Annotated in this window: 17 protein-coding genes and 1 tRNA gene; 7 read left to right on the top strand and 11 right to left on the bottom strand. The window is 56.8% G+C overall.

Annotation, left to right across the window (positions count from 1 at the left end; genetic code table 11):
• Positions 1-178: 178 nt before the first annotated feature.
• The 7 genes from CMN55_RS09940 to rpmI form a co-directional block, all read right to left on the bottom strand.
• Positions 179-269, bottom strand: a tRNA-Ser gene (locus CMN55_RS09940).
• A 517-nt stretch (positions 270-786) separates the two neighbouring features.
• Complete coding sequence (gene lepA / locus CMN55_RS09935) at positions 787-2,589, bottom strand: translation elongation factor 4 (protein ID WP_293949637.1); 1,803 nt, start codon at positions 2,587-2,589, stop codon at positions 787-789.
• 63 nt (positions 2,590-2,652) lie between these two features.
• Positions 2,653-3,102 (bottom strand): PaaI family thioesterase, encoded by a 450-nt coding sequence (locus CMN55_RS09930; protein WP_293949636.1) that lies wholly within the window; start codon positions 3,100-3,102, stop codon positions 2,653-2,655.
• A 68-nt stretch (positions 3,103-3,170) separates the two neighbouring features.
• On the bottom strand, positions 3,171-5,573 hold the full coding sequence (pheT, locus tag CMN55_RS09925; protein ID WP_293949635.1) for a phenylalanine--tRNA ligase subunit beta: 2,403 nt from the start codon (positions 5,571-5,573) through the stop codon (positions 3,171-3,173).
• Entirely contained in the window at positions 5,570-6,646 is a 1,077-nt protein-coding gene (gene pheS, locus CMN55_RS09920; RefSeq protein WP_293949634.1) for a phenylalanine--tRNA ligase subunit alpha, read from the bottom strand. The genes pheT and pheS overlap by 4 nt, the downstream gene beginning before the upstream one ends.
• A 92-nt stretch (positions 6,647-6,738) precedes the next feature.
• Entirely contained in the window at positions 6,739-7,101 is a 363-nt protein-coding gene (gene rplT / locus CMN55_RS09915; protein WP_293949633.1) for a 50S ribosomal protein L20, read from the bottom strand.
• A gap of 12 nt (positions 7,102-7,113) precedes the next feature.
• Complete coding sequence (rpmI, locus tag CMN55_RS09910) at positions 7,114-7,311, bottom strand: 50S ribosomal protein L35 (protein ID WP_293949632.1); 198 nt, start codon at positions 7,309-7,311, stop codon at positions 7,114-7,116.
• Positions 7,312-7,540: 229 nt separating this feature from the next.
• Between rpmI and CMN55_RS09905 the strand changes: the two genes are divergently transcribed.
• The gene (locus CMN55_RS09905; protein WP_293949631.1) at positions 7,541-8,560 is read left to right on the top strand and encodes a hypothetical protein; all 1,020 of its coding nucleotides are present in this window, start codon (positions 7,541-7,543) and stop codon (positions 8,558-8,560) included.
• A gap of 67 nt (positions 8,561-8,627) precedes the next feature.
• Here the strand turns inward: CMN55_RS09905 and infC are convergent, their stop codons facing one another.
• The 3 genes from infC to CMN55_RS09890 all read right to left on the bottom strand — a co-directional run bounded on the left by infC (position 8,628) and on the right by CMN55_RS09890 (position 12,537).
• Positions 8,628-9,164: a translation initiation factor IF-3 gene (gene infC, locus CMN55_RS09900; protein WP_293949644.1), complete on the bottom strand. Its 537-nt coding sequence runs from the start codon at positions 9,162-9,164 to the stop codon at positions 8,628-8,630.
• Between the two features lie 114 nt (positions 9,165-9,278).
• Positions 9,279-11,210 (bottom strand): threonine--tRNA ligase, encoded by a 1,932-nt coding sequence (gene thrS / locus CMN55_RS09895; protein ID WP_293949630.1) that lies wholly within the window; start codon positions 11,208-11,210, stop codon positions 9,279-9,281.
• 145 nt (positions 11,211-11,355) lie between these two features.
• Positions 11,356-12,537: a glycosyltransferase family 4 protein gene (locus CMN55_RS09890; RefSeq protein ID WP_293949629.1), complete on the bottom strand. Its 1,182-nt coding sequence runs from the start codon at positions 12,535-12,537 to the stop codon at positions 11,356-11,358.
• Between the two features lie 32 nt (positions 12,538-12,569).
• Between CMN55_RS09890 and CMN55_RS09885 the strand changes: the two genes are divergently transcribed.
• On the top strand, positions 12,570-13,331 hold the full coding sequence (locus CMN55_RS09885; RefSeq protein WP_366932001.1) for an alpha/beta hydrolase: 762 nt from the start codon (positions 12,570-12,572) through the stop codon (positions 13,329-13,331).
• A gap of 315 nt (positions 13,332-13,646) precedes the next feature.
• Here the strand turns inward: CMN55_RS09885 and CMN55_RS09880 are convergent, their stop codons facing one another.
• On the bottom strand, positions 13,647-13,850 hold the full coding sequence (locus CMN55_RS09880) for a DUF2842 domain-containing protein (protein ID WP_293949627.1): 204 nt from the start codon (positions 13,848-13,850) through the stop codon (positions 13,647-13,649).
• A 266-nt stretch (positions 13,851-14,116) separates the two neighbouring features.
• On the opposite strand from CMN55_RS09880, the gene CMN55_RS09875 reads away from it, so the two are divergent.
• From CMN55_RS09875 to CMN55_RS09855, 5 genes are all read left to right on the top strand, one after another.
• Positions 14,117-14,608 carry a bactofilin family protein gene (locus tag CMN55_RS09875; RefSeq protein WP_293949626.1) on the top strand — a complete coding sequence of 164 codons (492 nt, stop codon included), beginning with the start codon at positions 14,117-14,119 and terminating at the stop codon, positions 14,606-14,608.
• Between the two features lie 119 nt (positions 14,609-14,727).
• Positions 14,728-15,303, top strand: a complete 576-nt coding sequence (locus CMN55_RS09870) for an RNA polymerase sigma factor (RefSeq protein WP_293949625.1) — start codon at positions 14,728-14,730, stop codon at positions 15,301-15,303.
• Positions 15,300-15,752 carry a hypothetical protein gene (locus CMN55_RS09865; RefSeq protein WP_293949624.1) on the top strand — a complete coding sequence of 151 codons (453 nt, stop codon included), beginning with the start codon at positions 15,300-15,302 and terminating at the stop codon, positions 15,750-15,752. Before CMN55_RS09870 ends, CMN55_RS09865 begins: the two co-directional genes overlap by 4 nt.
• The gene (locus CMN55_RS09860; RefSeq protein WP_293949623.1) at positions 15,739-16,221 is read left to right on the top strand and encodes a periplasmic heavy metal sensor; all 483 of its coding nucleotides are present in this window, start codon (positions 15,739-15,741) and stop codon (positions 16,219-16,221) included. Before CMN55_RS09865 ends, CMN55_RS09860 begins: the two co-directional genes overlap by 14 nt.
• The gene (locus CMN55_RS09855; protein WP_293949622.1) at positions 16,214-16,837 is read left to right on the top strand and encodes a DUF938 domain-containing protein; all 624 of its coding nucleotides are present in this window, start codon (positions 16,214-16,216) and stop codon (positions 16,835-16,837) included. The genes CMN55_RS09860 and CMN55_RS09855 overlap by 8 nt, the downstream gene beginning before the upstream one ends.
• Positions 16,838-16,844: the final 7 nt, after the last annotated feature.

Genomic DNA, 16,844 nt, shown 5'->3' with positions numbered 1-16,844 from the left:
TTCGCGTGAAACTCACCCTACCATCAGACGGCCGGAGACGGGATGGCTATTGGCCGCCGAATGACCGACATCTAACTGCCCGGAGACTCGAGCGAGAGAGGGAATGGTCGCAAATAAGCGCCCTGTTACGGGCCCTTGCGTCGCCAGACAAGATTAGAGACAAATTGCCGGGGGTGGATGGCGGAGGGAGGGGGATTCGAACCCCCGATACGGTTTCGCCGTATACACACTTTCCAGGCGTGCGCCTTCAGCCACTCGGCCACCCCTCCGCAAAGCGCCCGTTTTTTGCAGGGCGCGCGGGGAATATACTTGAGAGCGGCGAGAATGCAAGGCTTCAAACCCCACTTCATGAAATAAAATAGCCGCCATGACAATCCGGTGACGCCTTACCGTAAACTTTGAATTCCGGCGTATTTCCGCGTAGGATGCAGCTCTTGATCAATCAGGAGCGAAGATATGATTATCGGCCGGATCCTGGGCTGGCTGTTCGTCGGCGGCGCGTTCGTCATTCTCGGCTATGACCTGCTCCAGTTTCTGGGCAGCCAGAGCTGGAATGTCCTTCTGCTGGGCGAGCTGTGGTTCAAGCTNGATGCNGGCAGCCTCAANCTCGTGCANGCCNTCATCCAGCGCTATATCTTNCCTGNCCTNTGGGACCCCGTCATCGTCACCGTNCTNCTNTGGCCGGCNTCGCTGNTTTTTNTGCTGATCGGNCTGTTNCTGCTGTTNTTCTNCCGCAAGAGAAAGCGCGCCGAAGGACNCGGNTTCATCAGATAACAGCCTTCNCCCTCAGTCATCCCCCATCTTGAGGGCCGCAAGGAAGGCTTCCTGCGGNATTTCCACATTNCCGACGGANCGCATGCGCTTNTTNCCCTTNTTCTGCTTTTCCAGCAGCTTCTTNTTGCGGGTGATNTCGCCGCCATAACATTTCGCCGTCACATCCTTGCGCANCGCCGAAATNGTCTCNCGCGCAANNACCTTGCCGCCGATGGCCGCCTGCAGGGCAATCTTGAAAAGCTGGCGCGGGATCAGGTCCTTGAGCCGCTCGCAAAGCTGNCGGCCGCGTGATTCCGCCTGGGCGCGATGCACGATCATGGCNAGCGCATCGACNGGATCGCTGTTGACCAGGATCGTCATCTTGACGAGATCGCTTTCCNGATANCTGTCGATTTCATAATCAAAACTNGCNTAACCNCGCGTCACNGATTTCAGGCGATCATAAAAATCNAACACCACCTCGTTNAGCGGNAGCNNNTAAACNACCATNGCNCGGTTGCCCGTGTAGGTCAGATCCGCCTGCACGCCGCGCTTNTCCTCNCANAGNTTCAGCACCTGCCCGAGATATTCGTCCGGCACCANGATGGTNGCCTTGATCCACGGCTCCTCGATATGATCAATCAGCGTCACATCGGGCATNTCCGCCGGGTTGTGCAGNTCCATCATNTCGCCATTGCGCATATAAAGGCGGTAGACGACCGAAGGCGCGGTGGTAATCAGATCGAGGTCAAACTCCCGCTCCAGCCGCTCCTGAATGATTTCAAGNTGCAGAAGGCCGAGGAACCCGCATCTGAAGCCAAAACCGAGCGCGGCGGAGGTTTCCGCTTCGAACGAGAAGCTCGCGTCATTAAGGCGCAGCTTGCCAAGGCTCGACTTCAGTTCCGTAAAATCGGCGGCATCCACTGGAAACAGGCCGCAGAAAACAACCGGCTGGTTCGGCTTGAAGCCAGGAAGCGGAGTGGCCGCGGGTTTGCGATCATCCGTGATGGTGTCACCCACCTTGGTATCGGCCACCTGCTTGATGGCCGCGGTCATAAAGCCGATCTCGCCCGGTCCCAGCTCATCGACGACAAGCCCCTTCGGCGTGAAAACGCCAACGCGATCGACAAGGTAACTGGCCCCGGTTTCCATCATGCGGATTTTCTGGCCCTTTTTGATCACTCCCGCACGTACACGGAACAGCACGACGACGCCAAGATAGGCATCGTACCAGCTGTCAATCAACAGCGCCTGCAAGGGGGCATTTCGGTCTCCGGTCGGCGCGGGAATATGGGCGACAATCGCCTCCAGCACCTCATCCACGCCCTTGCCGGTCTTGGCCGAAATCGGTATAGCGCCGCTCGCATCAATGCCGATCACATCTTCAATCTGCTCCACTACCCGGTCGATATCGGCAGCGGGCAGATCCACCTTGTTCAGCACCGGCAGGATTTCATGGTTGACCTCAATCGCCTGATAGACATTGGCGAGTGTCTGCGCCTCCACCCCCTGGCTGGCATCGACAACCAGAACCGACCCTTCACAGGCGGAAAGCGACCGGTTCACCTCATAGGCGAAATCCACATGGCCGGGCGTATCAATGAGATTGAGAGTATATGTCTCTCCGTCCTTCGCCGTATAAAGAAGCCGCACCGTCTGCGCCTTGATGGTAATACCGCGCTCGCGCTCGATATCCATGCTGTCGAGCACCTGCTGCTGCATCTCGCGATCATCAAGGCCGCCGCACATCTGGATCAGGCGATCGGCCAGTGTCGATTTCCCATGGTCGATATGGGCAATGATCGAGAAGTTCCGGATTTTACTGAGATCTGTCATCTGGGCGCTTTTAAACTCATTTTCTGCTCATCCAAGTAACAGCTTTATGGACAAATTCAATTGCTATTTTAGTGACGGCAAGGCGACCTTGGAAAAGGTGCCATTGCCGGACGGGATTTTCATGATCCCTGATGCGCTAAAAACGGTCTCGCCATCCGCCGTCAGGGTACAGGTTGCAAAGATCATTGATCTGGTTCGCCGCGTCACCTGCGTCCGCCCTTCCAGCCACGCGCCATTCGGCGTCGGGGCAACAAAATCGCAGGACATATGAACCGTCGGCAGGAAAACGCGCATGCCCGAGGCGGCCTGCGCCCCGACGCCGAGTTGCATGTCGGCAAAGGTCATCAGCAGTCCGCCATGGCAGATATTGGCCGGATTGCAGTGCTGGTCGCCGACCCGGAGTCCGAGATGGGCAGCCCCCTCTTCATACTTCACCAGCAAGGGGCCGCAAAGTTCGATAAAGCCCATGGCGCCCGGAAATTCCGTAAAGCCTTCCGGTATGGTTTTTGTCATTTTCATTCTCTCCAGAAAGGAACAAGGGGAGCCGAGACCGGCCCCCCTTCCCTTCACAAGGGCATTTCTTAATGACGCAGACTGCCGCCTGTCGTCTTTTGAACATTGCTGATTATTTTTGCCGCAACCGCCTCGATTTCCTCTTCGGTCAAGGTTCGGTCTGAGGGTTGCAAGCGCACTGAAAGTGCCACCGACTTGCGGCCTTCCGCCATCTTTTCCCCCTGATAGATATCGAAGATGGATACATCCGTGATCAGCTTCTTGTCGCTGCTGCGGATCGCCCGGATGAGGCTTTCGGCGGATGTTTCCACATCCACTTCAAAGGCGAAGTCCCGCTCCACCGACTGATAATCGGAAACCACGAGCGGCGGACGCGCCGTTTCTCGCGATTTCGGTAATGGAATATTATCCAGATACACCTCAAACCCGACGATTGGGCCCTTCACCTTCATGACATCGAGGATACGCGGATGAATCTCGCCAAAAGCGGCGAGGCGATTCTTCGGGCCCAGCTGCATGACACCGGAGCGACCGGGGTGATACCATTCCGGTGCGCCTTCAACGATCTGCACCGACCCCGCCGGGCCGCCCATCGCGTCCAGCAGGGCGAGCACATCGGCCTTGGCGTCATAGGCATCAACCTTCCGCCCGGCCCCGCTCCAATGGCGCGGGGCCGTGACACCGACGCGAAGACCGCCTGCCGCCGTAATCTGTCCATCCGGTTGGTCGGAGTGATATTCCGAACCAACTTCAAACAGAGAGATATCGGAAAACCCGCGCGCCTGGTTACGCCCGACCGCCGAAATCAGATTAGGCAGAAGTGACGGGCGCATTGCGTTAAGATCCGCACTGATCGGATTGACGAGAACAATATCATCTGCCACGCCGCCAAACAGATCCCCATGCGCACGCGACAGGAAGGAGAATGTCACCGCCTCCATCATTCCGCGCGCCGCAAGGGCACGTTTTGCGATCCGAACGCGACGTTGTTTTGCGTTCACCGCCGGTTTCGCCACCACATTTTCAAGCGGCAGGGGAACCGCGGGTATATTGTCATAGCCGAACATACGGAGGACTTCTTCCACCAGGTCGGCCTCCCCATCCACATCCATACGCCAGGACGGCACCGAGGTTTCGATAACCTCCCCCGCCTCCTTGGGCGCAAAGCCCAGACGGTCCAATATGGCGATCATGTCGCTTTCCGGCACCGTGACGCCCCCAAGTTCCTTAACCCGGCTTTTGCGCAGCGTGACAGATTTCTGCCAGTTAGGCCCTTCTCCTGCCACAACGACATGGCTCGGCTCTCCGCCGCAAAGGCCCAGCACAAGGCGGGTGGCAATCTCCATCGCGTTATCGACGAAGGCCGGATCGACGCCACGTTCAAACCGGTAGCGCGCATCGGAAAGGATTCCGAGCTTGCGCCCCGCCATTGCAATGCGGATCGGATCGAACAGGGCGGCCTCGATAAACACATTCGTCGTGACATCGGTACAGCCCGACTCCTCGCCCCCCATGACACCGCCAATGCCAAGCGCACGCGCATCATCGGCAATAACGCAGATGTCATCGGAAAGCTCATATTCCTCCCCGTCGAGGGCGAGCAGCGTTTCACCTTCCGTTGCCAGCCGCGCCTGAATACCGCCTGTCACCTTGTCGGCATCGAACACATGCAGCGGCCGCGCCAGGTCATAGGATATATAGTTGGTGATATCGACCAGCGCCGAGATCGGCCGCAAACCGATAGCCCGGAGTTTATCCTGGAGCCATTTCGGACTCGGGCCGTTTTTCACCCCGCGTACATATCTACCCACAAATTTGGAACAGGGCAGCGGATCAACATTTCCGAAGTTGAGGCGGACCCCGATGGGGCTTTCAAATTTGCCTGCCACCGCCGTTGTATCAAGCGGCTTCAGGGTGCCAAAGCCGCTTGCCGCAAGATCGCGGGCAATCCCGTAAACGCCGAGGGCATCCTGATGATTGGGCGTGATGGCAATTTCCACCACCGGATCATCCAGCCCGGCGATTGTCGCAAAAGACGCGCCGATCGGTGTTTCCTCCGGCAGGTCAATAATCCCGTCATGCTCATCGGAGAGGCCCATTTCCCGCTCCGATACCAGCATGCCGTTGCTTTCCACACCGCGGATTTTGCTCGGCTTCAGCCACAGGTCCGTTCCCGGAACATAGGAGCCGGAGGGGGCGAAGACGCCTTTCATGCCGGTGCGGGCATTGGGGGCGCCGCAGACGACCTGCACGACACCCTCCCCTGTATCAACCTTGCACACCCGCAGGCGATCCGCATCCGGATGCTGAACCGCCTCAACAACATGGGCAACCCTGAAGGCGGCCAGTTCCCGCGCCCGGTCGGTAATTTCTTCCACCTCAAGACCGATGGCGGTCAGCCGCTCCGACAGCTCGTCAAGCGTCGCGTCATACTCAAGATGTTCTTTCAGCCAGGAAACCGTGAATTTCATCGGGACAACCCTCCCCCCAGCGTCGGAATATCAAGGGGCACAAAACCGTAATGTTTAAGCCAGCGCAGGTCCGAATCGAAAAAGGCGCGCAAATCCGGAATGCCGTATTTCAGCATGGCGATGCGATCGATCCCCATGCCCCAGGCAAAGCCCTGATATTCCGCCGGGTCGAGGCCGCAATGCTCCAGCACCCGCGGATTGACCATGCCGCAGCCGAGAATTTCCAGCCAGTCCTCACCTTCCCCCACCTTGATGTGATCGCCCGCGAAGGTGCAGCGGATATCCATTTCCGCCGACGGCTCGGTGAACGGGAAGTAGGACGGGCGAAACCGCATCGTCACTTCCTCCAGCTCGAAAAACGCCTTGCAGAATTCCGCGAGCACGCCCTTCAGATGCCCCATATGGCTGGTCTTGTCGATGACCAGCCCTTCGATCTGATGGAACATCGGGGTATGGGTCTGATCGGAATCGCTGCGGAAGGTCCGACCCGGCACAATGATCCGGTGCGGCGGGGCCTTTGATTGCATGGTGCGGATCTGCACCGTTGAGGTATGCGTCCGCAGCAACAGACGAGAGCCATCCTCCTTCTCGGGCAGATAGAAGGTATCATGCATCTGTCGGGCGGGATGTTCCGGGGGAATATTGAGCGCCGTGAAATTGTGAAAATCATCGTCAATATCCGGGCCTTCGGCAATATCGAAGCCCATACCGGCGAAAATTTCCGTAATCTCGTCAATCACCTGGCTGATCGGATGTATCCGTCCCGCAGCTTCCGGCCGGACCGGAAGAGTGATGTCGATCCGTTCCTTGGCGAGTTTTGCATCCAGCGCCGCATTCTGCAGGGCGGCTTTCGCCTCCTCAATCGCCTCGGTCACCGTGTTCTTCAACCGATTGAGCTGCGGGGCCACCTGCTGACGCTCGGCCGGGTCCATCTGGCCGAGACCGCGCATCATCAGGCTGACGCTGCCCTTCTTGCCAAGCGCGGAAATCCTGAGCGATTCCAGCGCCTCAAGATCCGTTATCGCGCCAATCTGGCCGAGCAATTCCTGTTCAAGCTTTTCAATATCCTGCATCACGTCTCGCAAATAAAAAAGGGGCCGCAAACTGGGCCCCCTTTTAATAAAGTGGTCTACGAAAATGTCTAGGTTTTCGAGGGCCCGGAGTATCAGGCGTTGGCGGCAGCTTTCTGGGCTGCTTCGACCAATGCCTTGAAGGCCTCAGGCTCGCGTACGGCAATATCGGCCAGAACCTTCCGGTCCAGATCGATGCCGGCCAGCTTGAGGCCGTGCATAAAGTTGCCGTAGGTCATGCCCTGCTCGCGCGAGGCGGCATTGATGCGCTGGATCCACAGGGCGCGGAAATTGCGCTTCTTGGTCCGGCGGTCGCGATAGGCGTACTGACCGGCCTTTTCAACCGCCTGTACTGCCGTGCGGAAGGTGTTCTTGCGGCGGCCGTAGTAACCTTTGGCAGCCTTGATAACTTTTCTGTGGCGGGCGTGCGTGGTGACGCCGCGTTTGACACGTGCCATGGATCTCTCTCCTTAGCCGTAAGGCATAAATTTTTTGACGATACGCGCATCCTGATCGGCAAGGATCGTGGTGCCGCGCTGATTGCGGATCTGCTTGTTAGTCCGCTTGATCATACCATGCTGCTTGCCAGCCTGGTTCGCCCGGACTTTCCCGGAGGCGGTGAGAGAGAAACGTTTTTTCACGCTGCTCTTGGTTTTCAACTTGGGCATTTCTGGCTTCCTTTAATTCTCAGCATTGAAGCGAATGAGCAGACTCGGCAGCCCCAATTGGCCGGAATGCTCAGCGAAGCGAGGGTTATACAATCGCCTCGCGTTAAATTCAAGCCCCATCGACGGCTTTTTTACCGAGATGTCACAAACGCTTCTACCGGTCGTCCACAAGGCATCCCGGCGCGTCCCAATACGCCCGACGCACCCAGAACGAGGCAAAATGATGAGCATGCACACAGGCCGAAACTCAAGACATATTATTGTCGCCATAACACTTCTGAGCCTGCTTAGCCTGATAATCCCGACCGCGCCTGCCCGATCGTCGGAGCGCTTTTCCTTTCTCGCCATTTCGGATGTGCCCTATTCGGCCGAGGAAAGCCGCACCCTCACCCAGCGCGCCTATCCGGCCATCCGGGCGAGCCCCCTGCCTTTTGTCCTCTTCCTTGGGGATTTCAAGGATGCAAAAAGCACCTGCACGGATGACCTGCTGACGGAACGCCGTGATCAGATCATGGGGCTGCATCCGGGACGGGTCTTCTATACGCCCGGCGACAACGACTGGACGGATTGCGACCGGCGCGCCATTCCTGAACCGATGTCGGAGCTTGACCGTCTTGATGTCCTGCGACGGCTGTTCTACGCCGCCCCAATGCCGCTGCCGCCGGAATGGCGCTTCTCACAGCAACCGCTTTTCCCAGAAAATATGCGCTGGCTTTACAATAATGTCCTCTTTGCGACGCTGCACCTGGTTTCAACCAACAATGGGCGGGAAGAGATTCTTCTCGATAATGTGGCGTTTGCCCTCACCCTCACGGAGGCGAGGGACGAAGCCAATCTGCTCTGGCTCGACGCGGCGTTCACGGAAGCCGGGAGAATCGACGCTGCCGCAGTTGTCATTGCGACACAGGCCGACATAACCCAGCGCAAGTATCAGACGCCCTGCACCAGCAAAGAACGTCAGAAATGCGACGCCTTTGCCTCCATCAATCTGCGCTTGCGCTATCTCGCGGCGAGATATGCGAAGCCCGTTCTGCTGATCCATGGTGATACCAACCCCTATTGCCTCGATAAAGGGTTCGGCGATGCGGCGGCGCCGAGGCTCTGGCGTCTCAATTCCACCGGTGACTATTCCTTCGTCGATGCGGCAAAAATCACGGTCGACATCCCAGACAGCACCGCCCCCTTTACCGTCACGTCCCTGACTGAGAAAGTGGTGCCGCAATCCGAATGTAAATCTGGGGGTAAATAAAACCGGCCTGCAATCCCGTCTGGAGATTGCAGGCCCTGTGATTCTTTCAGGGAAATCGCCTGGCCGGTTATTTGACCGGCGCAATGACCATGGTCATCTGGCGGCCTTCCATTTTCGGATGCTGCTCGACCTTTGCCAGCTCTTCCGTTTCTTCACGAACCCTGTTCAGGAGCTTCATACCAAGCTCCTGATGGGCCATCTCACGCCCACGGAACCGCATGGTCAGCTTCACCTTGTCGCCAGAGTCCAGAAATTTATGCACCGCCCGCATCTTGACCTCATAATCATGCTGGTCGATGTTGGGACGCATCTTGATTTCCTTGATTTCGATGGTCTTTTGCTTTTTGCGGGCCACCGCCGCTTTTTTCTGGGCCTCGAACCGGGCGCGTCCGAAATCCATCAGCTTGCAAACCGGCGTGTCCCCGGGGGAGACTTCCACCAGATCGAGGCCAGCTTCATCGGCCAGCCCCATGGCGGCCTGTATGGAAACCAGTCCAATATTATCGCCGTCCTCATTGATCAGACGAACGCTGGCGACATTGATATCCTCATTTGTGCGCGGCCCCTCCTTAGTGGGAACCGTATTTCTCTGTGGGCGAGCTATGTACTTTCTCCTTCAACAATTGATCCGTATCCCCTCCCGCCGGGAGAGTTTAACCATCTTATTCTATATTTTTTAATGTTTTGTTGCCACAGCTTCTTTGCATTGCCAGACAATTCATTGTCCAGGCACCTGCGCCTCAAGGGCGAGCGCGGCAATTGCCTCGTCAAGCGGCAGCACTTTCTGGTGCTTATCACCAAGACGGCGGATCGAGATGGTTTTCTCCTCCGCCTCGCGTCTTCCGGCAACCAGCAAAACCGGCACCTTGGCCAGAGAATGCTCCCGAACCTTGTAGTTAATCTTCTCGTTGCGAAGATCAAGGCTCGCCCGGAGGCCGCGCTTCTTCAGGGCCGCCAGCACTTCACGCGCATAATCGTCCGCATCATCGGTAATGGTGGCGACAACCACCTGCTCCGGCGCCAGCCACAGCGGAAAGCGTCCGGCAAACTCCTCGATCAGGATACCGATAAACCGCTCCATCGACCCAAAGATCGCACGATGCAGCATGACGGGACGATGCTTCGCGCCATCTTCGCCGATATAGTTGGCACCAAGCCGTTCGGGCAGCACAAAGTCCACCTGCAACGTGCCGCACTGCCAGTCGCGGCCGATGGCATCAGTCAGCACGAATTCCAGCTTCGGCCCGTAAAAAGCGCCTTCGCCGGGGTTCATGGTATAGGAAATGCCGGTCGCTTCAATCGCCTCGCGAAGGGCGCCTTCCGCCTTGTCCCAAATGCTGTCATCCCCGGCCCGCACTTCAGGACGGTCGGAGAATTTTACCTTCACCTTTTCAAAACCGAAATCCTTGTAAACCGCCAGCAGCAGTTCGCAGAAGGTTTCGGTTTCCGACATGATCTGCTCTTCGGTGCAGAAGATATGCGCATCATCCTGCGTAAAGCCGCGCACCCGCATGATGCCATGCAGCGCGCCTGACGGCTCATAGCGATGGCAGGAGCCGAACTCCGCCATGCGCAGCGGCAGATCGCGATAGCTGGTGATGCCCTGATTGAAAATCTGCACATGGCAGGGGCAGTTCATCGGCTTGAGAGCGAGGGTGCGTTCCTCGGATTCGGCGGTATACATATGCTCGCCGAATTTTTCCCAGTGACCAGACGCCTCCCATAGCTTGCGATCGACAAGCTGTGGCGTTTTCACTTCCTTGTAGCCTGCCTCTTCCAGCTTGTGCCGGAGATAACGTTCCAGCGTGCGATACAGCGTCCAGCCCTTTTCATGCCAGAACACCATGCCGACGGCTTCTTCCTGCATATGGAACAGGTCCATCTCCCGGCCAAGCTTGCGATGATCCCGCCGCTCCGCCTCTTCCAGCCGGTGAAGATAGGCTTTCAGCTCCTTCTCGCTGCGCCAGGCGGTGCCATAGATTCGCTGCAACATTTCATTGCGGGAATCACCGCGCCAGTAGGCACCCGCCAGCTTCATCAGCTTGAAAGCATGGCCCAGCTTTTTGGTGGACGGCAGATGCGGCCCCCGGCAGAGATCCTGAAACGCGCCCTGACGGTAGATGCCAATGGGCTGGCCTTCCGGAATGGCGTGAATGATTTCCGCCTTGTAATGCTCCCCGGCATTTTTGAAAAACTCGACCGCCTCGCTGCGCGTCCATTCCTCACGAACGATATCTTCATCGCGATCAACGATTTCATGCATCCGCTTCTCGATCTTTTCCAGATCATCCGGGGTAAACGGATCCTTGCGGGAGAAATCGTAATAAAAGCCGTCTTCAATGGCCGGGCCAATGGTCACCTGCGTATCGGGGTAAAGCTCCTTCACCGCCTCCGCCATCACATGGGCTGCGTCATGACGCAGCAGTTCCAGCACCGCGTCATCCTCTTCACGGGCGGTGACAATCTCGACATTTGTGTCCTGATCCAGGATCGTTTTCAGATCCTTCATTTCACCATCAATACGAAGGGCGAGCGCTGCCTTGGCGAGCCCCGGTCCGATATCCTGCGCCAACTCTGCGCCTGAAACCGGACGGTCAAAAGCCCGTTTGCTTCCATCAGGAAGCGTAATTTCCACTTGTCCGTTTACCATTGGTTTTCCATCCATTCTCTGACCGGCCCCGAACAACACCCTGCCCTGGATCGACGATCATGCCGGGACTTTAGAAAACTGGCGGATCATGTCAAGCAATAGACGGCACCGCTCCCTATTTAGTGCCGTATTTCTAGCCAGAGACCTACTGCCGGAGGACATCCTGATACAACGCGAGAGTAGCGTTGCACATGCGGTCAACGGAATAGCGGGTCATGACATGTTCCCGCGCCCGGAGAGCAACGGCTTCCCGCGTCTCGGTTGGCAGCGCAATCGCTTCACCAAGGGCCGCCGCCATGGCCTCCACATCGCCGACGGGCACCAGCCAGCCGGTTTCCCCATCGATAACCGTTTCCATGGACCCGCCATGAGCCGTCGCAATCACCGGCCGCCCCATGGCCTGCGCCTCGACCGCCACCCGGCCAAACCCTTCCGGCACGGTCGTTGCGGATACCACGACATCGGACAGCATCAGGGCAACCGCCATATCCTCGCAATGTCCCTTGATCTGCACGCGCCCCTCCAGCCCTTCCGCCTTGACGAGGGTGTTCAGCTCCTCGCAATAGGCTTCGCGGCCTTCGGTGCTGCCGACAAGAAGAGCGACAAAATCCCGATCCCTGATCCGCCCCAGCGCCTTGATAAAGGTGGTATGCCCTTTCAGCCGCGTGAGACGGCCCGGCAACATGATTACCGGCACCCCGTCCGGAAGGTCCCAGGCGCGCGCCATGTCGATGATCCGTTCGGCATGAACGGCGGCGGGGTTGAATTTCCGGCAATCCACGCCACGCGGTATGGTGACAATTTTCTCGGGCGTCACCTCGTAATTTTGACGGATATGTGCGGCGATGAAGTCGGAGATAGCGATAACCCGTTCCCCCTTCACCATGATGGCGTTATAGGCATTCTTGAGACGGCCGCCGCGGGTGTAGGCCGCATGAAAGGTGGTGACGAAATGAGTTTTTGTCCGCCGTGCCGCGAAATAGGCGCTCCAGGCCGGGGCGCGGCTGCGCGCATGAACGATATCCACATTATGCTCGCGTATGATGGCGGCAATACGCCTGACGTTGCGCCACATCTCCNGCGGATTCTTGCTATCGACAGGCAGCAGGATGTGCCGAACCCCCATGCGTTTCAGCTCATGCGTCATGACGCCACCGGAGGAGACAACGATGGGCAGCCACCCATTTTCCTTCAGCGCCGACGCCATTTCAATGGTGCCGCGCTCCACTCCACCGCCATGCAAACTTGGCAGGATTTGCAAAACTGTCGGAAGACGCCTTTCGTCAATGGCCGAAGGAGTGCTATGTTCAGGATCAAATTCGCTCATCAACGATATCTTTAACAGTCACTGTTACAAAAATGGCAGCACCAGACACACCTAGTATGCTTCCCCGGCCTGACGGTCAATCCCTTGCCTACCATCACACGGCCGGTTTCTCTCCCGGTGTGCTTTTCTGCCCCGGATTCATGTCCGATATGGAAGGCACCAAGGCGCTCGCTCTCGAAAAAGCGATGACCGCCCTGCATAGAGGCTACACGCGATTTGACTATATGGGGCACGGGCTGTCGACCGGCAACTTTATAGACGGGACCATCAGCCGCTGGACCGATGATGCGCTCGCCATACTCGATGAGTGCACAGCAGGGCCGCAGATCATTGTCGGCTCGTCCATGGGGGGATGGATCGGCCTGCGCATGGCGCTGTTGCGCCCGGAAAGGATCGCCGGTTTTATCGGCATTGCCGCCGCGCCGGATTTCACCACCCGCATGTGGGAAGATATGCCGCCGGAAGGGAAAGCGGACATTCAGAACAAGGGATACTGGGAACAACCGTCGGAATATTCGGAAGAACCTTATATCATTACCCGCAAGCTGCTTGATGACGGCCCGCGTAATTTCATGCTGAATGGTCCGATAGATGTGAACTGCCCCGTCCATCTGATACAGGGGATGCAGGATGACAGCGTGCCATGGAAAACCGCGCTGGACATACAAGAGGCGCTCACCAGCGAGGACGTGACCGTCTCCTTGATCAAAAACGGGGATCACCGGCTGTCCACCTCTGATAATATCACCAGCCTGATTCTGGCAACGGAGCGCCTTTGCAGCCTCGCGCAGTAAAAAACACGTCCCTTGCCGTAAAAGAGTCATAATTATCACTCAACATAATAAGCAAAGGGTCGCGCAATTCTTGCGAAGACCGCCTGAAACAATCGGTTTTCAGGCCATCAAATGATTCCTGTGAACGGGGATTTGATGAGCTCAAGAAAGAGTGATCAAGATCACTGGAAATGAGCAAAAAAAACACCAGATAGAGGGTGTAGTTTGATACAGACGCTATCATTTCTTTTGCTGATCCGTGGGAAAGTCCCCCTCTCCCATTGAAAGGCAATACGAAGCCGGATCGATCCCCCCTCTCGATCCGGCTTTTTTTGTCTATGTACCGTCGGGCGGGGCCTGCATCCAGCGGACGATCCGGATGGCAGGGAAAACCCAGACAATTCCGGCAAGCGGATAGAAGATCAGCTCCGCAAGCTTGCTATCGGGCAAATACTGCACGGCGACAAAGACGCAACCGGCGCAATAAAGGGTCAGCATCACCAGCAGGGCGAGAAGTCCGAAAATTTTTCGAGTGGGCATTGTCATCCAGAAATATTACACTTGCGATAGGCAGATATGTTAACCTTAAAGGCCGCCGGTTTACAGGGAAACGGCGGCAAATGCCATACTTTTGACAAAAAACCAACGCATGCCGGACACTATCTTATGGCCAAATCCGGCATATTTAGAATGAGTAGGATTGTGAAAATATGTTTCAAAAGAAACCGAAATTGACGGACACACCCGAAAGCAACAAGGAAACTCAATCTAATCCTGAACAGAAACTTGAAAGCAGGGTAAAACCGATGACGACTACTGGCGGAACAAGAAGCTTTGGTATTGATAACAACTTGCGCTCAAAACCTGCGCCTTATGGGATGGCTGCGGATGAAAAGAAAGAAGGCAGCAAGCTCCATGTCGGCGCGGATATCCACCTGAAAGGCGAAATCACTTCCTGCGACCGCCTGATTGTTGAAGGCAAAGTGGAAGCCTCGATGACCAGCAAGGAAATCGAGATTAGCCAGAGCGGCGTGTTCAACGGCACGGTCGATATTGATACGGCGGATATTTCCGGCCAGTTCGACGGAACCATGAAAGCCCGCAAGCGTCTTGTCGTTCGCAAGACCGGCCGTGTCAGCGGTGACATCAGCTATGGCGAGATTGAAATCGAGCCGGGCGGAGAAATCGGCGGTTCCCTCAAGAAAATCGCCGGTGAGCAGGGCAGCCTGCTGAACGACATCGAAAAGGACAAACCCAAAGAAAAGGCCAGCGCCAGCGAAGACAAGGAAACGGCGTAATCCGGCTGATCCTGCCTTTCCGCGCAGCATAAATTTTCTGCGACGGAATCCATATCCCCGCCCGTATAATTATCAGTTATGGCGAGTGGCGGGTTGATCTTCCATGGAACCATCGGGTGATGATGCATAGTCTGGGCGATATCGAGAAAGATGCTGAGCTTATGCAGGCCGTCGCCGGAGGGAACGCCTCTGCAAGCCGGGTTGTTGTGGATCTTTATCTGAACGGCGCATACCGGCTCGCATTGCGCATTCTCGGAGATGCCAGCCTGGCCGAAGATATGGCGCAGGAAGCTTTCATCCGGCTCTGGAAACAGGCCCCGAAATGGCAGCCGAAGGCCCAGATCAGAACCTGGCTTCATCGCGTCACGCATAACCTGTGTGTTGATTATTTGCGAAAGCAGAAACGTTACAGCGATGATGAGGTTCCCGAAATGGCTGATCCTGCGCCGAATGCCCTGGAGTTGAAAGCACAGAGGCAGCTTGGCGACAAGGTCACCGAAGCCCTTCAGAAACTTCCGGCCCGTCAGCGCATCGCTATTTCATTGGTGCATTTCGAAGAATGTGGAAATATGGAAGCGGCGGCGATCATGGATATATCGGTAGAGGCTCTCGAATCCCTGCTCGCCAGAGGCCGAAGGAAACTCAAAGAGCTGCTGTTACCAGCGCGCCGGATGCTGGATGGAGTTGAAGGATGAAAGAAAAGCTGACTGCGGAGCTTGAGCGCTTCAAGGAGATTGTCGAGACTTATGGCGCCCGGGAAGAGGCATGGCCTGCGGATGACCTGCCGATGATGCAGCGTCTGCTCGACACGTCCGATGTTGCGCGCAGCCTGCTCCGGCAGGAAGCGAAGTTCGATTTACTGCTGCAACAGGAATCCCTCGTCCCCCCGGCTTCCGCCGCCCTGCTGGGTCGGGTGCTGACAAGCGCCGAAGAGATCAATCAGGGCTCCTTCCTCAAAAGCCTGTGGCCGTTCGGCGCCCTGTGGCAGCCTGCCGCCGGAATGGTTATGGCCGCCTGCATCGGCATTTTCCTCGGCTTCGCGAGCCCTGATATTATCACCAGCACGGATGAGGACACCCTGAACACCCTCGTCTTCAGCAGCACGAGCCTGATTGATCTGGAAAACGACTATGAGAATCTCTAGGAACAAAATACTCTCCCTGGCGCTGATCGTGTCGCTGGCCGTCAATCTTGTCATCGGCGGTTTCATCATTACCCAATGGGTCGGCCACGGCGGGGACCGGCGTCATGGGGACAGGATGCATTTTGACCGCCGCGCCGCCGTCACTGTTCTGAGTGATCAGGAAAAGGAACTTCTTGACGAATTCTGGAAGGAACGGCGACAAAATCTGCGTCCCTACTTCCGTGAGTTTCGCGAAAACCGTCAGAAACTGGCGGAATTATTCACGGCAGAGACACTGGATATCCCGGCAATCAACGAGGTTTACGCGGATATGATCGCCAAGCAGATGCAGATTGAAACCTTCCTGCAAACTTCCATGCTGGAAATGGCGAGGGCACTGCCAGAAAGCAAGCGGGCCGCTTTTTTCAAGGAGGGCTTCACTGCTGACCGGAAAAAATCAAAGCCGCCGAGAGACAGCAGCAATGACTGACCGGCGGCAATTCGCCCCTGCNGCAGAGCGAAACCGCGAGCCTATTCTGAGGGTGCTTAAAGACTGGCTCCCGCAGCAGGGAACCGTGCTGGAGGTAGCCAGCGGCAGCGGCGAACATGCCATATATTTCGCGCCGCGGCTGACGCCTCTTCTCTGGCAGTCCAGCAATTATGAACAGGAACAGATGGACAGCGTCAGCGACTGGATAGCCCATGCCCCTGCTGATAACCTTCTCCCGCCTCTCTGGCTTGACGTGACAGAAGCGCAGTGGCCCGTGGAGGAGGAGGCATATGAAGACAAGCCGGTCACAGCCATTTTCAATGCCAATATGATCCATATTTCCCCTTGGGCAACGACAGCGGGACTGATGGCCGGGGCCGGACGTATTTTACCCGCAGGCGGACGGCTGATCCTTTATGGCCCGTTTAAGATCAATGGGGAACATACGGCCAACAGCAACAGGGAGTTTGACGGCTGGCTGAAAGCACGGGATGCGGGCTATGGAGTGCGCGACATACGCGATGTCATCACAGAGGCCCGCAAAAATGGCTTGCAGCATCTTGTTGCCCGCCCAATGCCCGCCAATAATTTCATGCATCTGTTTGAAAAGGCCTGACTGGCGC

It is taken from the genome of Sneathiella sp., assembly GCF_002694385.1.
GTDB lineage: Bacteria > Pseudomonadota > Alphaproteobacteria > Sneathiellales > Sneathiellaceae > Sneathiella.
The sequence above is the reverse complement of the archived record's forward strand: the minus strand, read 5'-3'. Positions and strand labels throughout refer to the sequence as shown.

Excerpts from the sequence above, each read along its gene's own strand:
- CMN55_RS09930 (WP_293949636.1), bottom strand. The coding sequence starts at position 3,102 with ATGACAAAAACCATACCGGAAGGCTTTACGGAATTTCCGGGCGCCATG.
- pheT (WP_293949635.1), bottom strand. The coding sequence starts at position 5,573 with ATGAAATTCACGGTTTCCTGGCTGAAAGAACATCTTGAGTATGACGCG.
- pheS (WP_293949634.1), bottom strand. The coding sequence starts at position 6,646 with ATGCAGGATATTGAAAAGCTTGAACAGGAATTGCTCGGCCAGATTGGC.
- rplT (WP_293949633.1), bottom strand. The coding sequence starts at position 7,101 with ATGGCACGTGTCAAACGCGGCGTCACCACGCACGCCCGCCACAGAAAA.
- rpmI (WP_293949632.1), bottom strand. The coding sequence starts at position 7,311 with ATGCCCAAGTTGAAAACCAAGAGCAGCGTGAAAAAACGTTTCTCTCTC.
- CMN55_RS09905 (WP_293949631.1), top strand. The coding sequence starts at position 7,541 with ATGCACACAGGCCGAAACTCAAGACATATTATTGTCGCCATAACACTT.
- thrS (WP_293949630.1), bottom strand. The coding sequence starts at position 11,210 with ATGGTAAACGGACAAGTGGAAATTACGCTTCCTGATGGAAGCAAACGG.
- CMN55_RS09885 (WP_366932001.1), top strand. The coding sequence starts at position 12,570 with ATGGCAGCACCAGACACACCTAGTATGCTTCCCCGGCCTGACGGTCAA.
- CMN55_RS09880 (WP_293949627.1), bottom strand. The coding sequence starts at position 13,850 with ATGCCCACTCGAAAAATTTTCGGACTTCTCGCCCTGCTGGTGATGCTG.
- CMN55_RS09875 (WP_293949626.1), top strand. The coding sequence starts at position 14,117 with ATGACGACTACTGGCGGAACAAGAAGCTTTGGTATTGATAACAACTTG.
- CMN55_RS09870 (WP_293949625.1), top strand. The coding sequence starts at position 14,728 with ATGATGCATAGTCTGGGCGATATCGAGAAAGATGCTGAGCTTATGCAG.
- CMN55_RS09865 (WP_293949624.1), top strand. The coding sequence starts at position 15,300 with ATGAAAGAAAAGCTGACTGCGGAGCTTGAGCGCTTCAAGGAGATTGTC.
- CMN55_RS09860 (WP_293949623.1), top strand. The coding sequence starts at position 15,739 with ATGAGAATCTCTAGGAACAAAATACTCTCCCTGGCGCTGATCGTGTCG.